This window comes from Domibacillus enclensis (genome assembly GCF_900156125.1).
Lineage (GTDB): Bacteria > Bacillota > Bacilli > Bacillales > Domibacillaceae > Domibacillus > Domibacillus enclensis.
The window spans coordinates 30,641-46,880 of the sequence record NZ_FTLX01000003.1; the positions used below are offsets into that span (position 1 = coordinate 30,641).

The window sequence follows — 16,240 nt, forward strand, 5'->3', positions numbered from 1 at the left end:
CTAGTTCGCTAAATACGTTTGAATGCGATCAATTAATTCCTCAGGGTGGCTGATCTGCGGATTATGACCGGTTGCCTCCATTAAAATAAACTGGCTGTTCGGTATAGACTCATGCACGAACGATCCGACATGTACAGGTGCAATCGTGTCCGAACGAGTTTGTAAAATTAAGGTAGGGACAACGATGTTCGCAAGCTCCTTCCGCATGTCTGAAAAAAACGTTACTTCTGCAAATTGACGGACTATTTTCGGGTCATTGGCCGTAAGCGTTTCCTCAAAGGCTGTCGTCAGCTGTGGACGGTCTTCATTTTTCATAGAAATAGGGGCGAGATAGCGTGCCCATTCCTTGAAGTTCTTCTCCATCATGTCCAGCAGCGCCTCCACATCCTGGCGTTCAAATCCTCCATTGTAGTCTTCGTCGTTTAAATAGCATGGGGAAGGACCGATCATGATCAATCGGTCAATCAGGTCGGGCTTTCTTATAGAAGCGAGAGCCCCAATCATGCTGCTGACGGAGTGTCCAATGAAGGTCACCCGCTGAAGCTGAAGGGAATCACATATGTCGGTAATGTCTTCCGCATAGCCATCAAGTGACTGATAACGATCAGGCGTGTACGCTGACTTATCTGATCCGCCAAAGCCTGTGTAATCAAAAAGGACAACGGTAAAGTTCTCCTGGAATGCAGGGGTGATTCTTTCCCAGGTCCGCTGATCGAAGCCGAAGCCGTGGGCAAATAGCAAGGTTTGCTCGCCGCTTCCAAAAACGCGGACATTGTTTCGTTTTATGATATCCGTTTCCATCATTTGATCCTCTTTTTTCATGCTTATTTTTTGCCATTTTACCATATTTTCATAAAGATAAGCGTCTTGCTTTATTATTTATGAATGGTGTCGAAAAACTTTTTTTCGGAGACCAGCTTAACCGGTGCTCCTTTTTCCTGCCAGTTTTTCGCTTTTTGAATTTGAGCGGATACATGGCCGTTCCGGTATTTTTCCGCGTCTGTGTCCCCGACGATTAAATAATCAGTGTCTTTTTTTACAGAAAGGTGGACATTCCCACCGAGGCCTGTGACGAGATCCGCTGCTTCTTTTCGCTTCATGGACGTCAGTGTGCCAGTGAAGGCGATAGACTTTTGGAAAAAAGGATGATCGCTCACTTGCTTCTGTTTTTGCTTTCGTCTCGGAAGCGGGCGTATTTTCTTAAATGAATCGCCGTGTATATAACCGAATGCGTAATTTGCTTCTTTTAAGAACTGGTCGAGCGACGAATGGTGTTTCATCATATGATTCACAATGACGGCACACGCGACGGCGTCTTCTAGCGCATTGTGGTGGTTAAAGGTAAAGTTAAAGTGGCCAGCGACTACATTTAATTTATTTGACGGAAGCGTTAAAACGGATTTGGCCAGCATACACGAGCAAAAATAAGGGTTGTTCGGCAGCTGCAGCTGGTGTTTTTGCGCTGTACCGCGCAGGACGTTAATATCAAATTGAGCAAAGTGGGCAACGATCGGGTCATCACCGATAAATGCGAGCACTTCGTCAAATATATGAGAAAAGGATGGTGCATCTCGCACATCCTCCGGGCGGATGCCATGAACGGCGATGTTCCGCGCATCAAACCGCTCATGCGGATTGACAAGCGAATAGTAGGTTCGGTCAATCTTTCCATCAATGACTTTCGCAAGGCCAATGGAACAAACACTGCTGCGGCTGGCATTAGCTGTTTCAAAGTCAAGCGCAGTGAAGTTTTTCAAATGGATCATTCCTTCGCATGGATTAGAATAGAATAAGTGTACTGTTTTTAAACGGTAAAAACAACAGAGGCCCATGTATGGTACACTGATGAAAAAGAAGATCAGGCAGGTGTTTTATATGATTCGACTCGGCTGGGCTCTTACGTCCATTGGCTTTATTTCCATTATTTGCGGGCTACTTTATCCGTTTGATGTTATTACAAAGGAAACATTTCTTGTCCTGCTTATTGGCGGGGCGCTGGTCATGTTCACCGGTACAATGGTGCGCACGTTTGCGATTTTAAAGAAAAAATGAAAAGAGGCTTAGCGTGAACGAATATATTTATACAGCGAATTACAGCGCAGAAGACCGGGAGCTTGCCGGAATGGAGCTGCGTGCTTTTTTTGGAAAACAAGCGAAAGGGCCGATTGTTAAAACAGACGTGGACCTGGAGCTGAACCGAAGTCCATTTATGAGAGAAAAAATCTCCGTTATCCTTCATGCCGATACCGCAGAGGACCTTATCCGAAAAGCGGGCGAGATCGACCTCGGTGATCAAACCTTTAAAGTGATTTTTGTGAAAATAAACGATCTATCGCCAGAGGATAAAGTCGATTATGCGGGCCGGATGGAGATGGAACGGGCGATAGGATGGGAAATAGTCGGGGAAGCTGATTTAAAAGCGCCTGATCGTTTATTTGGGGTTGTGGCATTTGGCGGGCGCTGGTATTTGGGGCATTATGAGAAAAATCAGCGCGTGTGGGAAAAGCATGTGAAAAAGCCGCGGGAATATTCAACGGCGCTCAGTGCCCGGGACGCACGGGTTATCGCGAATATTGCGGTGCCGAAGATCGAAGGATTCCGGGCGATTGATCCGTGCTGCGGCATCGGCACAGTGCTGGTCGAAGCGCTGTCGATGGGAATAGAGATCGAAGGGCGCGATATTAATCCAATCGTTGTCGACGGATCACGTGAAAATTTGGCTTACTTTGGACTAAAAGGAAATGTGACGCTTGGAGGGATTGAAGAAGCGTCCGGGCAATATGATGCGGCGATTATCGATATGCCCTATAACCTGTATACGCACGCTTCCCCGGAGGAACTGCAGTCCATCCTAACGAATGCCCGGCGGATTGCGGATCGATTAGTGGTCGTTTCCATTGACCCGATTGAAGAAATGATTCAACAGGCAGGCTTTGTCATTCAAGATGAGGCGATCGCTAAAAAAGGCACGTTTTCGAGACGGATTTTGCTTTGTACATGACCTTCCTGGTCTGTTATCATGACCTGAATATGACACTTGTCATAAAAGTCACATGACGGGTGCTACTGCACAAGCTGTTTTTCCTCCGCTATACTTAGAATAGAAATTGAGCGGAGGGACGTTTATGAGTAAAGAAAACACGAAGATCTTACGAAAACAAGTAGCTCCTTATGAAAAATCAGATACGCAAAAAAGCATCTTTCAATTAATTAATACCGTTGGGCCGTTTATGCTCGTCTGGTACCTGGCTTATCAAAGCCTGGAAATTTCTTATCTGCTGACACTCGGACTGGCTGTTGTCGGCGCCGGCTTTATTACCCGGATTTTCATTATTTTTCACGACTGCTGCCACCACTCCTTTTTTAAAAACCGGAAGCTGAACCGTATCGTTGGAACATTGACAGGTGTTCTCACGCTTTTTCCTTATGATCAGTGGCAGCACAGCCATAATGTGCATCACGCAACAAGCTCCAATCTAGACAAGCGCGGAACCGGTGATATGTGGATGATGACGGTAAAGGAATACTATGCAGCACCGATGAAAACGCGCATCGCTTACCGTTTATATCGCAGCCCGTTCGTTATGTTTGTGATCGGACCGATCTGGGTGTTTTTAATCACCAACCGTTTTAACGTAAAAGGCGCCCGCAAAAAAGAACGCATGAATACGTATTTGACAAATTTTCTTTTGCTTGGCGGCGTGTTATTGATGAGCTGGCTCGTTGGCTTTGAAGCATTTCTTCTTGTGCATGGACCGATGTTCTGGATCGCGGGTGCTATGGGTGTATGGCTGTTTTATGTCCAGCATACATTTGAGGATTCTTACTTTGAAGAAGATGAAAACTGGAGCTATGTGAAAGCGGCCGTAGAAGGAAGCTCTTTCTACAAGCTGCCGAAGCTCCTTCAATGGATGACGGGCAACATCGGCTTCCACCACGTTCATCACTTAAGCCCGCGTGTACCGAATTACCAGCTCGAAGCTGCGCATTCGAATTCGGAGCCGCTTCAAAATGTTCCAACCATTACGCTTTGGACGAGTATCCAGTCAGTGAAATTCCGTCTTTGGGATGAAGCACAGGATAAGTTCGTCACGTTTAAAGACGCGAAAAAAACATACGGCGCCTTCGAGAAGCAGCGCGCCGTTCAGTAACCAAAAAAGCTGTCCTTATGTGAGGGCAGCTTTTTTATGTTAAAATAAGGACAAAAAAGGTGTTTTTATGAAAAAAAGGTTGGCTGCATTGCAAAGAAGTTCAGGGCTGTCTCCTTACATTTGGAGTATTTTAAGCTTTTTGCCCTTTTATTTTATTTTTCAATCTTCCTCTACGATTGAAATTGTTGTCGGCATTTCATTGACGGTGCTGTTTTTTATCAGCTTTCGTTTTGCGTTTCTTTCATCAAAGTGGCCGGTCTATGTGTGGGTGTGTATACTGGTTGCGATTTCGGTTACGATGACGATCTTATTTCAATTTATTTATTTTTCATTTTATATTGCTTATTATAACGGCAGTATTCGTAACCGGGCCGCTTTTGTGACAGCTTATGTCGTTCATTTAATCAGCACCATTGCTTCTATTAATTACAACCTGGTTGTGCAGGACCCGCTGTTTATCCAGCAGCTCCCGATTATTATTATTGTGTTTATTAGCATTATTCTCCTGCCGTTCACACTGTATAATCGCAAAAAGCAGGAAAAGCTTGAAACTCAGCTGCAAATGGCGAACAACCGCATCTCGGATCTGGTCAAGCAGGAGGAGCGCCAGCGGATTGCCCGTGATCTGCACGATACGCTCGGACAAAGGCTGTCGCTGATTGGATTGAAAAGCGATCTTGCCCGGAAATTGATTGAAAAAGACCCGGAGCGTGCGAAAATGGAACTGATTGACGTTCAGCAAACCGCACGAAGCGCATTAAACGAAGTGCGGAATCTGGTTTCCTCCATGCGGAGCATTCGCGTGAATGATGAGATTGTGCTGGTTCAGCAAATGCTGAAGGCTGCTCAAATTGAATATACAGGGGCACCCTCTTTTCAGCTGGAAAACACATCCTTGTTCGCGGAAAATGTGCTGAGCATGTGTATGAAAGAAGCAGTAACGAATATCGTGAAGCACAGCCAGGCGTTTTCGTGCCACATTCAAATTGAACAGCTTGAGGATGCCATTCTGATGACGATCAAGGATGATGGCGTTGGGCTGAACCGCTATGACGTCGGAAAGGGCAGCGGTCTGCCGGGGATGCGGGAACGACTTGAATTCGTGAATGGCAGCCTGGAGGTTCGATCTGAAAATGGAACGACGCTCGTCATGAAGGTGCCGACGAACGTATCACAGCATGAAAGAGAGGGAATGGAATGATTCGAATTGTCATTGCAGAAGACCAGCGAATGCTGCTCGGCGCTCTTGGGTCACTACTAAGCCTTGAAGACGATATGGAAGTTGTCGGCCAGGCGGCAAACGGCGAAGAAGCCGTTTCGATTGTGCGCGAGCTGCAGCCGGATATATGCATTATGGACATCGAAATGCCGATTAAAACAGGGCTTGAAGCAGCTGAAGAGCTGAAAGCCGATGCGTGCAAGGTCATTATCTTAACGACATTTGCGAGAACCGGCTATTTTCAGCGGGCGCTAAAAGCAAAGGTTAGCGGCTATTTACTGAAGGACAGCTCCAGTGAAGAGCTCGCAAGCTCCATTCGGAACATTATGAATGGACGCAAAGTATATGCTCCGGAATTAATGGATGACTTTTACAGCGAGGAAAATCCGCTGACGGAGCGGGAAAAAGACGTCCTTGCGCTTGTGGCAGAAGGAAAAAGCACGGGGGAAATCGCGAAGGAGCTTGAGCTGAAAAACGGAACGGTCCGCAATTATATTTCAACTATTTTTGATAAATTAGAAGTGAAAAACCGAATTGAGGCTATTGCGCAATCGAAAGAAAAAGGCTGGTTTAAATAACCCGGCCTTTTTTATATGGAAAAAAAGAAATGATTGCTGTTCGGTGCTCATAGGATAGAAAGGCGGGTGTAAAGAGGAAGGGAGGAGACAAGCAATGAGCTTATTTTTAGGCATCGGCATCGCGGTAGCCGGCTATTTCATCGGCGATGGGCTGAAGAATTGGAAACATCCATCAGAAAAGAATTTTTTCGATCATTTTAAAACAAAGGATCAGCCGGAATTGATCGAAGCAGGCGAGGTGCACCGGTTCATTGGTACACAGAAGGGTGATATAAAAGCCTTTCTGGAAGAGCATCCGGATATTCCTTCGATCAAAATAAACAGGAAGATTTACTTTTCCAGAAGCAGACTGCGTGAATGGCTGGCAGCCCAGCAGCTTTCTTCTTAGAGATAGAGGTGAAAAGCCGAACGATCTCGCGAAACAGCAGTCGTCCGGTTTTTCTTTGTTAAGGTGAACGGTTTCTTGAAGGCTATCGCCGATAAAATGAATATACCGCTGATATCCACCTGTCGATCGCTGATATCTTCAACATATCGGCGATCCATCCTTTATATCAGCGATAAATAGCAAATACCGGCGATACTGTCGCTGTATTTCCCTGGCTGTCCTCATTGATGTATTTTCATTCAATTTTCACCGTCTTTCAGTAAGATTGCGTTGCAGTAAATCAAAAAAGGGACGTGTGAAGATGAAGGAAGAAATAGAGGAATGGAAAAAGCTCATGCTCGTTCATAAATTTGCGATGGATGAAGTAAACACGAAGCTGCACATTTTAAATGAGGAGTTTCAGCATATTCATCAGTCCAACCCGATTGAACATATGAAGTCACGATTGAAGAGTCAGAACGGCATCGTTCAAAAGCTGGAGAGGAAAGGATATACGCTTACACCGGAAAATGCACGCCGTCATGTGCACGACATCGCAGGCATCCGGATTACCTGCTCGTTTACGTCGGATATTTACCACGTATCCCGAATGATCCAGCAGCAGCGCGATTTAACGGTTGTTCAGTCAAAGGATTACATACAGCAAGCAAAGCCGAACGGCTATCAAAGTCTTCATCTGATTGTCGAGGTCCCCGTTTTTTTGGCCGCTTCAACGGAAAAAACACTCGTTGAAATTCAATTAAGAACAGCCGCGATGGATTTTTGGGCAAGCCTTGAGCACAAGCTTTTTTATAAATTTGACCGGGAGATTCCACCAGCACTTCGAAGTGAACTGAAAAGCGCTGCCGAGACGATGAAGGCACTGGATGAAAAAATGGAAGCCATCAAAAAAGAAATGGATTTTTTAAAAAGCGGACAGGTTTTCACCTGATTTTCACTTTTCTTTTCTACACTAAAGATACAAATGACAGGTTAGGAGCGAGAAGATGAAGATGTTGAAAAACGGCAGGACATATGTATGGGCAAGTATTATTGCATTGGTGGCAGCAGCGGGCTTCTTTTTTGCGGCAGTTGGCGGCAGTGCGGAAACGGTGGCCGAAGTAGGCGGGACAAAAATTACAAAAGACGATTTGTACGATACGCTGGCGGAAATGTACGGGGCAGACGCCACATCCTCTTTAATTGCGGATCAGCTGGTCGCGCAGGAAGCAGCTAAGGAAAAGGTTGAAGTAACCGAAGCTGAGATTCAAGAAGAGCTGGATGCAACGATCGAGTCATACGGCGGCGAAGAGGCGTTTCAAACAGCGCTCGAATCAAGCGGCATGACAGAAGAAGAAATGAAGGAAGATATTACTGTCTACTTGCAGACCGTCAAGCTGCTTGAGCCGAGAATCGACATTACAGACGAAGAAATCAGCACCTACTTTGAAGAAAATAAAGACAGCTTTGCCACAGCCGAGCAGGTGGAAGCAAGCCATATTCTTGTTGAGGATGAAGCAACAGCGAAGGAAGTGGCGGCGAAACTGGCGGAGGGAGGCGATTTTGCTGAACTGGCGAAGGAATACTCTACTGACACAGCGACGGCAGAAAGCGGCGGGGAGCTGGGCTTTTTCGGCACTGGCGAAATGGCAGAAGCTTTTGAAACCACTGCTTTTGCTTTAAACGTCGACGAAATCAGTGACCCCGTTCAAACCGACTATGGCTACCATATTATTAAAGTAACGGACAAACAAGAAGCGAAAGAAGCAAATGTAGAAGAAAGCAAAGAAGAGATTAAAGAAGCATTGATGCAGGAAAAGCTCTCAGCAGAATACACGACCTGGCTTGAAGAAAAGCAGGAGGAGTACGATATTTATAACTCATTTGAAGAGTGACGAACGGCGATAAACATACATGAACATTCAAAAAAGCTGCACGGCCCCTAGGGTCGTCCAGCTTTTTCTTGTTTCCTATTTTCAGAAGCAAAACCAAATTTGAGATGAAGGGACAATCAGCGTACACTAAAGAAAAGCAAAGAGGGTGCAACCTTTGAAAATAAACGAGTTCTTTCGTTTTCGCCTTTCATTTGGGAAACAGCTGATCCGGCTTCATCATACAAACGCACTGTTTTTTCTTTTCCTCACTGTCACAGGATTTTTCCTTTTTTCGACGGTTTTCCGGTCTTCTTTTCCGGAATTGCGGGTATGGGTTAAAGAAAGTCATATTTGGGTCGGGTTCTTTTCTTGTCTGCCGGTGCTTTTTTATGTACCGAAAGCGAGAAAGCACTTACATGCACTGCGCAAGAAAAAGCCAAACCGAATGAATGTGTACATTGTGGCCGCTATATTGATCACGTTCATCGGCTCGGGGCTGGTTCTGACGTTTCACCGTCAATTTCCGCCGGTCGTGAATACGTGGTCATTGTTTCTTCATGATGCCGCTACATGGCTTGGTGTCCCCTATGTGATCTTTCATAGTGTGACGAGGAGCAAGTGGTTCAAGCGTCTAACGGCGAAGGCACCGCAGAAAAAGGAGATAGGTGCACCTGTTGTCATAGATGAAAAGCAACCGCTATACAAGCGGAGAACCGTGTTGAAAATGATCGGAAGCACGGCGATTGTGCTCGCTTTTTTGCCAGCCGTCATCAAGTGGGTGAATCCCTCTTTTTCGTTAAACGGCTCGACTAAACCGGACGGCAACCGCCTTTCACCGCTTCCAACTCCTGATGCGAAGTCAGCTCCCCCTATTGGCGGCGGACGCCGGGGTGATTTTCGTTATTATACGGTAACCGAGATTCCTCAAATCACGAATGATAACTTTCAGTTTCGAATTGATGGTTTGGTTGATCGGAAGGCATCCTATCGGTGGGAAGAGTTCGTTGCATTAAGTCGAAGTGTTCAAGTAAGTGACTTTCACTGTGTGACAGGGTGGAGCGTGTATGATGTGACGTGGGAAGGCATTCCTTTGAAAACGTTTCTTGAGCAGGCAGGTGTACAAAGCAAGGCGAACTATGTCAAGTTTTATTCGGCTGACGGCGTCTATACAGACACACTGTCTATTGAACAGGCCTTGATGAGTGATATGCTGGTGGCGGTCTTAATAGATGGTGAATTGATCACGCAGCAGAACGGAGGGCCCGTCCGGTTGATTACGCCTAAAATGTACGCGTATAAATCGGTGAAATGGCTCAACCGGATTGAACTGATTGAGAAAGAGCACATCGGCTATTGGGAGCAGCGCGGCTATGATAAAGATGCGTGGGTTAAATCGTTGTGAAGCAAAGGGTAAAAAGCAAAACGGCCACGAATAATAAACCAGCAGGATGACAATACTGAATGGTATTTCAGTATAAAGGGAGGACACGGTATAGAACATGAAAGGGATCGCCGCCATTTTGAGTGTTGTAGCAGCGTGTGTGGCAGGATTGGCGATTTGGATGTATTATCCGCACTATCAAATCGAGCAGCTGAAGCAGGGGCCGCAAACTCTTGCAAGCGAACCGAAGGATACGTACGTTGAGTATTTTCGCAGCAATGAAAAGCAGACACTCAAGCACGTAGCGATTGGGGATTCGGTTATTACAGGATTCGGCGTACATCCGAAAGAAAATTTAGTTAAAACATTTTCAGAAAATCTCGAAGCATCTATTCAAAAGGATGTTCAGTTTCAAAATGAAGGAATCAATGAGATTACAAGCAGTGAGTTAAATGAGCTTGTTCAGAGCGGGCGCTTTGATAAGCAAATCATGCAGGCAGACATTGTCACCCTTAATGTTGGCGGAAACGATATTTTACAGCTCGGCTTTGAAGAAGGCTTTTATGAGGCGATTCAATCCTTTGATTCACTTCAATCAGCATTTAATCAAAATTTAACAGATATTATGGAAAGAGTTCATGAGTTGAATCCTGAAGCGACCGTTTTGCTGCTTGAGCTGTACAACCCGCTTGATAAAGATTTTGAGCTTTATTCCTTGGCAGATCGTTTCTTGCCGAGATGGAACGTTCAATTTTACGAGCTGGCAGCCAGTCATGATTATGCAGTGGTGGTCGATACAACGGACGTCATCAATAGTGAATCGCCGGAAAATGTATCAGAGGACGGCATTCACCCAAGTGAACTGGGCTATCATGCCATTGCAGATCAAATGCTCAGCCAGCTTCAGCGGCAAACAAGATAAAAAAATGGCGGACTTTTTGCTTTACAGTGAAGGTCCGCTGCTATCCTGCTTACGAAAAGGAGAGGGTATCATTTGAAATCAAATCGGCTGAAACAATCGATCAAAGCAGCTCTTGGCTGGGATGGGAGCGCTTCCTTATTTGACCTGGATATGATGGCATTTTTACTGGATCAAGACGATGTTCTTTCTTCCTATGAGCATGTTGTTTTTTACAACCAGCTAACGGCATTTGACGGCGCGCTGCTTTTGTCCAATGACAATCAAACAGGCGCAGGCATTGGAGACAATGAAGAGCTGTTTATTCAGCTTGCAATGCTCCCGGCAGATGTTGATAAAATCGTGATTGCGATCGCCCTTCATCAGTCAGGCAGCCGGACATTCCGCGACGTGAATGAAGCATTTGTCCGAATGATCAATGATGAAACAAAAGAAGAGATCGTCCGTTATGAGCTCGGGGAAGATTTCTCGGAAGCGGCGGGCGCCGTTATTGGCGATGTGCGCAGAGCGGAAGGCGGCTGGCGGATCGTGCTGACAGGAAGCGGGGCTATAGGAGACTTTGAGGCTATTTGCCGGCAATACGGGCTTACTCAATTTCCGGAAGGCTTTTTTGATAAGAAAAAATCGATGAATAAATTATCACCTGTACATATGGACAAGCTTCATTGAACTACTCTCACTTATAGAAGTGGGAGATTCCTGCGAACACCGGCGTAACCGCCCGTTATTTAGCAGGCGCTATCCGTCATCCCGACGGTGAACATACACGTTTGTACGGTGGACTCCACCACCTAGCGCACGGCTTGGTTTTCGCTTTTCGGCTAGGTGGGCGTGTTAGAGCGTTGAAGATTTTACGTGACAGACGCATTTCCTGTCACAACCTCTTATCTTCAGTTTTCAAAGAACAACTGTACCTATCCAGTGTAGTACATTTGTTTGGTTTTTGCAACATTTTGGCTATCGCCAACCGACATTCATCTCCCCCTTATCGCCGGGCTTTACGCCCTTCCTGCGATTGAAGAGGGAGTCTTCTATCGGGAATGATAAAAAAGCATTAAAGTTGCATCCGTCATTTAAATCGTGTACGATTAAATCGTAAAAGATCAAAAAAACAAAAAAGGAGTTTTTATGATGAAACCACTTTATGAGACAACGATTATTAACACAGGCGGACGTAACGGCGAGGTGCATTCACCGGACAATATTTTCAACCTGGATGTTGAAAAGCCGGCAGCGCTTGGCGGTAATGCGACAACGGCTACAAATCCGGAGCAGCTGTTCGCAGCAGGATACAGTGCCTGCTTTAACAGCGCACTTGAACTTATGCTTGAGCAAGGCAAGGTGGACTTTGAAAGCAGTGAAGTGACAGCGACGGTTTCACTTTACCCGGATAAAGAAGACAAAGGGGTAAAGCTTGGTGTTGTTCTTGAGGTTTCCATTGCCGGAGTCGATCGTGAAACAGCAGAGGAATATGTGAATAAAGCACACCATTACTGCCCGTACTCAAAAGCAATCAGCGGCAACGTAGAGGTTGAACTAACGGTAAAATAAGAGAGGAGTTGAAGGAATGGCGACGGTATACGATTTCGATGTGAAAATGCCTGGTGGAGAAATGGTGTCTCTGAAAGAATACGAAGGCAAGCCATTAGTGATTGTCAACACAGCAAGCAAATGCGGATTCACGCCTCAATTTGGCGGGCTGCAGTCTCTTTATGAAAAGTACAAAGAGGATGGACTGGTTATATTAGGGTTTCCTTGCGACCAGTTTAATAATCAGGAATTTGACGATATAAAAGAAACAACGGATTTTTGCCAGGTGAACTATGGCGTGACGTTCCCGATGTTCGCCAAGGTAGATGTGAACGGCGACCAGGCTGAGCCGCTTTTTGACTTTTTAACGCAGGAGAAAAAAGGGCTGCTTTCCAAAAAAATTAAATGGAATTTCACCAAGTTTCTCGTGAATCAACAAGGTGAAGTGGTTGAACGGTATGCGCCGCAGACGAATCCTGAAAAAATAGAAGAGGACGTCAAAAAGCTGCTGTCATGAAGGATTTTTTATCATTAAACAGCCAGCTTTGCTTTGCGGTGTATGAAACCGCCAGCGAATTCACGAAGCTTTACGCCAGTGTGCTGCAGCCATTCGGTCTCACGTACACACAATACCTGGTGCTTTTGTCCTTATGGGAAAAGGATGCGGTGACAATGAAGGAGCTCGGCGCCCGTCTTCATTTGGGCACTGGTACGCTGACACCGATGATTTCCCGTATGCAGGAAAATGGCTGGATTCAGAAACGGCGTTCAACTGAAGACGAACGAAAAGTATTTGTTTACTTAGAAGACAAAGCCAGACAGCAGCAAATGGCCATCACGCAAAAAGTGGCGGAGGAAATTCAGCTGTGCAATATTCAAGTCGAGGAATATAACGAGCTGATGAAGCGCTTGAATGACCTCCACCATAAATTACAAGACCGGACAGATCATAAGAAGCTGGGCCGTTCGTGACAAAACAAAAAGCATAAAGCCGGATGACTGCGATATTTTCGCATGATCGTTCGGCTTTTTTGAGCGGGGAAAATCTTTTGTCCCGGCCTCCTGTGCTTTTTTCTGCTTGAACCGCATATGGTAATAGTGGAAAGGATGATGCACATGTGCGGAATAACAGGTTTTGTACAGTTCCACAAGGAGATAAATAATGAACGGGAAACGGTTCGGCAAATGGCGAAGACGCTCGTAAAAAGGGGACCCGATGATTTTAATACGTGGACCTCTCGTCATGCGGCCTTTGGCCATACACGGCTCGTCGTTGTAGATCCGGCGGGCGGCGTACAGCCGATGACCAGATCCTCCTTTACGATCGTTTACAATGGAGAACTATACAATACAGAAGAAATTCGCCGTGAGCTCATCAAGTGCGGCCATTCTTTTCAAGGCCATTCAGATACAGAAGTGCTGCTTCACGCCTATATCGAGTGGCGTGAAAGCTGCTTGTCACGCTTGAATGGCATTTTTGCTTTCGGTGTATGGGATGAAGCGCGAGAAGAGCTGTTTATGGCGCGGGACAGGCTCGGTGTGAAGCCGCTGTTTTACTCGGAAAAGGGCGGTATGTTTATTTTTGGCTCAGAAATAAAAGCGTTGCTTGCCCATCCGACTGTGCAGCCGGAGCTCGATGGAACGGGCTTAATGGAGCTGATTGCCATTGGACCCGGCCGTACACCAGGACAGGGTGTATTTAAAGACGTAAAAGAGCTGCGGCCGGCTCATGCGTTGACACTGAAACGGTCCGGCCTGCACATCTGGCGTTATTGGAACGTCGAGAGCGCCCCGCATACCGAGTCGCTTTCCGATACGGCCATGCATGTGCATGATTTGCTGAAGGATGCGGTTACCCGGCAGCTGACGGCTGATGTACCGGTTTGCACCTTTTTGTCCGGGGGAGTAGATTCAAGTGCCATCAGCGCCTTTGCTGCCGATTTTTTTGATCAGCCGCTTCATACGTATTCGATTGAATATGAAGATAACAGCCGCTTTTTCAAACAAAATCTGTTTCAGCCCGGGGAAGACCGGCCGTGGATTGAGAAAATGCAGCAGCACATCGGCTCTGTCCACCATACGAAGGTCATTGAGCAGGAAACCCTGGCTTTCTTCTTGAAAGACGCGATGCGGGCAAGGGATTTACCAGGAATGGCCGATGTGGATTCCTCTTTATTATGGTTTTGCCAGGAAATCAAGCAAGACTTTACCGTTGGCTTGTCAGGCGAATGCGCCGATGAGATTTTTGGCGGCTATCCGTGGTTTCACCGCGAGCAGCAAGAAGCCGGATTTCCGTGGATCACCTCCATGAATGAAAAAGCACAGCTGTTGAACGGCAGATGGAAGCATGTTCTTCCGTTAAAGGAGTATGGTCAGGAACAAAGCAAAAAGCTTCGCGATGAAACTCCTCAGCTCGATGGAGAGGGAGAGGTGGATCAGCGCCGGAGGGAATTGTTTTATTTGAACATCGTGTCGTTTATGCCTGCCCTGCTGGAACGTAAGGACCGGATGAGCATGGGCGCAGGCCTTGAGGTGCGGGTGCCGTTCGCTGACCACCGGCTGGTTGAATATGTATGGAACATTCCGTGGGACATGAAAATGGCGGACGGCAGGGAAAAGGGGATTTTGCGACGGGCGCTTGACGGGGTGCTCCCGGCGGATGTTCTGTACCGTAAAAAAAGCCCGTACCCGAAAACACATCATCCCGCCTACACGGCATCGGTTTCTCACATGCTTTTGGACATCCTGAAAAAAGACTCGCCGCTGCTGGAGTTTTTTTCGAAGACAGAGCTTGAAAAGCTGGCGAAAACCGGTGGTGCGTCATTCAAGCATCCGTGGTTCGGCCAACTGATGACCGGGCCTCAGCTCGTTGCCTATTTTGTGCAAATGCACTTTTGGTTTGATGAATATGCTGTGAGATTTTATCACAAATAAGATGTTTTTAAAAAGGAAATCGGGGAATATAATAACCAACAAGAAAGGAGTGCTGAACGATGAAAACAAACAAGATGACATGTGTATACAGAAGCGGGCATGGAGAGTGGAAGCAGGGCCAATCGTTTGAAGAAGAATTGAAACTCGGCGAAGGCACTCACTTTCACATTAAGTGCGGTGAAACGTCTAAATTTTACGAAATGGTCTCTGACCGCTATTTAACGGATCGGAAGGACCGCAAAAAAACCTTCTACAAATTTGAAACACCGGATGGCTACAAAGCCGGTGACCGCTTTTTCAGCGTCGCCAGCATCGACCACCGGAATCAGGATATTACATTTGATATTCATAGCGAATAAATGACAGGGTGCCTTTTTGAAAGGTGCCTTTTTCAATTTTCAGATTTATGGTAAAGTTAAGTGATCAATGTTGAGAGGAAGATGATGATGCAGTTTAAAGGTGTAACGGTTGATAAAGCAGCCAATGTTTATTTTGATGGCAAGGTGACGAGTCGCACGGTTTATTTCGAAGACGGCTCCAAAAAAACGCTGGGGATCATGATGCCCGGTGAATATGAGTTTTCAACAGAGCTAAAAGAAGAAATGGATATTACAGCCGGGAGCCTTGAGTACAAGCTGCAGGACGGCGACTGGCAAACAATTGACGGCAGCGGTGTTTTTTACGTGCCGGCAAATGAATCATTCCAGCTGAAAGTGCAAACAGTCGTGGATTACTGCTGCTCCTACCTAGCAGAATAAAACAGCTTGCCTTTTGGAATGAAAAGAAGTAAGATACGTATACAGCTGCGTTGTACGTGTTTTTTTAATTAAGTTTTAACCTTTAAGCTGTAACAGGGAGTTTAACATTAAGACGGGATTGACAGGCCTCTGCCCATGCGGCAAGGAGGACAGACATGAACGTTTTTGCGAACACCCACTTTGAGGAGTGGTGGTTTAAAACTTTCTTATTTTTTGACAATACGGCAAAGGCGGCATGAAAAATCAGCTCTGTGAGGAGCTGATTTTTTTTATGCCTGTTTTTGATTATTGATGAAGTTGAACTTCATTCATCAGCTCGTCCAGCTTTTGGCTGTAGCGGATCGTTTCTGTGTGATTAAGCCCTTTTGTTGTACCTGCAGTTATCATGGCGTGGCGCACCGTTTTAATTTTTTTCATCAATTCTTCATTAATCATTAAAGCATTCATTTCCAAACCTCCAGCATCACGTTCGTTTCTCTTTATAAAAAGGAACAGCAACTAGTATATAAAAAAAGAATGAACTTGAAAA

20 protein-coding genes and 1 other RNA gene are annotated in these 16,240 nt (G+C 45.9%); 18 read left to right on the forward strand and 3 right to left on the reverse strand.

The features are described 5' to 3' along the window. Together BW952_RS06880 and BW952_RS06885 are read right to left on the reverse strand one after the other, a co-directional pair. Entirely contained in the window at nt 1–801 is an 801-nt protein-coding gene (locus BW952_RS06880; protein WP_045851631.1) for an alpha/beta fold hydrolase, read from the reverse strand. A gap of 74 nt (nt 802–875) precedes the next feature. Then, entirely contained in the window at nt 876–1,757 is an 882-nt protein-coding gene (locus tag BW952_RS06885; protein ID WP_052698494.1) for an exonuclease domain-containing protein, read from the reverse strand. Between the two features lie 118 nt (nt 1,758–1,875). On the opposite strand from BW952_RS06885, the gene BW952_RS19360 reads away from it, so the two are divergent. From BW952_RS19360 to ssrS, 18 genes are all read left to right on the forward strand, one after another. Next, nucleotides 1,876–2,052 carry a hypothetical protein gene (locus tag BW952_RS19360; protein WP_169714089.1) on the forward strand — a complete coding sequence of 59 codons (177 nt, stop codon included), beginning with the start codon at nt 1,876–1,878 and terminating at the stop codon, nt 2,050–2,052. Nucleotides 2,053–2,065: 13 nt separating this feature from the next. Then, nucleotides 2,066–3,001, forward strand: coding sequence for a TRM11 family SAM-dependent methyltransferase (locus tag BW952_RS06895; protein WP_045851629.1), 936 nt, complete (start codon nt 2,066–2,068; stop codon nt 2,999–3,001). Between the two features lie 124 nt (nt 3,002–3,125). Next, nucleotides 3,126–4,151, forward strand: coding sequence for a Delta(5) desaturase DesA (gene desA / locus BW952_RS06900; RefSeq protein WP_045851628.1), 1,026 nt, complete (start codon nt 3,126–3,128; stop codon nt 4,149–4,151). A 67-nt stretch (nt 4,152–4,218) separates the two neighbouring features. Continuing rightward, entirely contained in the window at nt 4,219–5,352 is a 1,134-nt protein-coding gene (locus BW952_RS06905) for a sensor histidine kinase (protein WP_045851627.1), read from the forward strand. After that, entirely contained in the window at nt 5,349–5,948 is a 600-nt protein-coding gene (locus BW952_RS06910) for a response regulator transcription factor (protein WP_045851626.1), read from the forward strand. The genes BW952_RS06905 and BW952_RS06910 overlap by 4 nt, the downstream gene beginning before the upstream one ends. A 94-nt stretch (nt 5,949–6,042) precedes the next feature. Continuing rightward, nucleotides 6,043–6,336, forward strand: a complete 294-nt coding sequence (locus tag BW952_RS06915) for a hypothetical protein (RefSeq protein ID WP_045851625.1) — start codon at nt 6,043–6,045, stop codon at nt 6,334–6,336. A gap of 301 nt (nt 6,337–6,637) precedes the next feature. Then, on the forward strand, nt 6,638–7,267 hold the full coding sequence (locus tag BW952_RS06920; RefSeq protein WP_045851624.1) for a GTP pyrophosphokinase: 630 nt from the start codon (nt 6,638–6,640) through the stop codon (nt 7,265–7,267). Nucleotides 7,268–7,322: 55 nt separating this feature from the next. Further along, nucleotides 7,323–8,210, forward strand: coding sequence for a peptidylprolyl isomerase (locus tag BW952_RS06925; protein WP_231581455.1), 888 nt, complete (start codon nt 7,323–7,325; stop codon nt 8,208–8,210). A gap of 154 nt (nt 8,211–8,364) precedes the next feature. Further along, complete coding sequence (locus BW952_RS06930) at nt 8,365–9,591, forward strand: molybdopterin-dependent oxidoreductase (protein WP_231581453.1); 1,227 nt, start codon at nt 8,365–8,367, stop codon at nt 9,589–9,591. A 97-nt stretch (nt 9,592–9,688) separates the two neighbouring features. After that, a complete protein-coding gene (locus BW952_RS06935; RefSeq protein ID WP_045851623.1) occupies nt 9,689–10,492 on the forward strand; it encodes an SGNH/GDSL hydrolase family protein in 804 nt (267 codons plus the stop codon). A gap of 45 nt (nt 10,493–10,537) precedes the next feature. Beyond that, entirely contained in the window at nt 10,538–11,158 is a 621-nt protein-coding gene (locus BW952_RS06940) for a TerD family protein (protein ID WP_269430741.1), read from the forward strand. Nucleotides 11,159–11,620: 462 nt separating this feature from the next. Beyond that, entirely contained in the window at nt 11,621–12,040 is a 420-nt protein-coding gene (locus BW952_RS06945; protein ID WP_045851622.1) for an organic hydroperoxide resistance protein, read from the forward strand. 16 nt (nt 12,041–12,056) lie between these two features. Further along, nucleotides 12,057–12,536, forward strand: a complete 480-nt coding sequence (locus tag BW952_RS06950; protein ID WP_045851621.1) for a glutathione peroxidase — start codon at nt 12,057–12,059, stop codon at nt 12,534–12,536. Then, entirely contained in the window at nt 12,533–12,991 is a 459-nt protein-coding gene (locus BW952_RS06955; RefSeq protein ID WP_045851620.1) for a MarR family winged helix-turn-helix transcriptional regulator, read from the forward strand. The genes BW952_RS06950 and BW952_RS06955 overlap by 4 nt, the downstream gene beginning before the upstream one ends. A gap of 144 nt (nt 12,992–13,135) precedes the next feature. Further along, nucleotides 13,136–14,953, forward strand: a complete 1,818-nt coding sequence (asnB, locus tag BW952_RS06960) for an asparagine synthase (glutamine-hydrolyzing) (RefSeq protein WP_094031956.1) — start codon at nt 13,136–13,138, stop codon at nt 14,951–14,953. Between the two features lie 59 nt (nt 14,954–15,012). Next, nucleotides 15,013–15,312, forward strand: a complete 300-nt coding sequence (locus BW952_RS06965; RefSeq protein ID WP_045851618.1) for a hypothetical protein — start codon at nt 15,013–15,015, stop codon at nt 15,310–15,312. Between the two features lie 84 nt (nt 15,313–15,396). After that, a complete protein-coding gene (ppnP, locus tag BW952_RS06970) occupies nt 15,397–15,711 on the forward strand; it encodes a pyrimidine/purine nucleoside phosphorylase (protein ID WP_045851617.1) in 315 nt (104 codons plus the stop codon). 39 nt (nt 15,712–15,750) lie between these two features. Further along, a non-coding RNA gene (gene ssrS / locus BW952_RS06975) (6S RNA) lies at nt 15,751–15,952 on the forward strand. A gap of 44 nt (nt 15,953–15,996) precedes the next feature. On the opposite strand, the gene BW952_RS06980 is transcribed toward ssrS, so the two are convergent. Beyond that, complete coding sequence (locus BW952_RS06980) at nt 15,997–16,158, reverse strand: aspartyl-phosphate phosphatase Spo0E family protein (protein WP_076496240.1); 162 nt, start codon at nt 16,156–16,158, stop codon at nt 15,997–15,999. Nucleotides 16,159–16,240 lie beyond the last annotated feature (82 nt).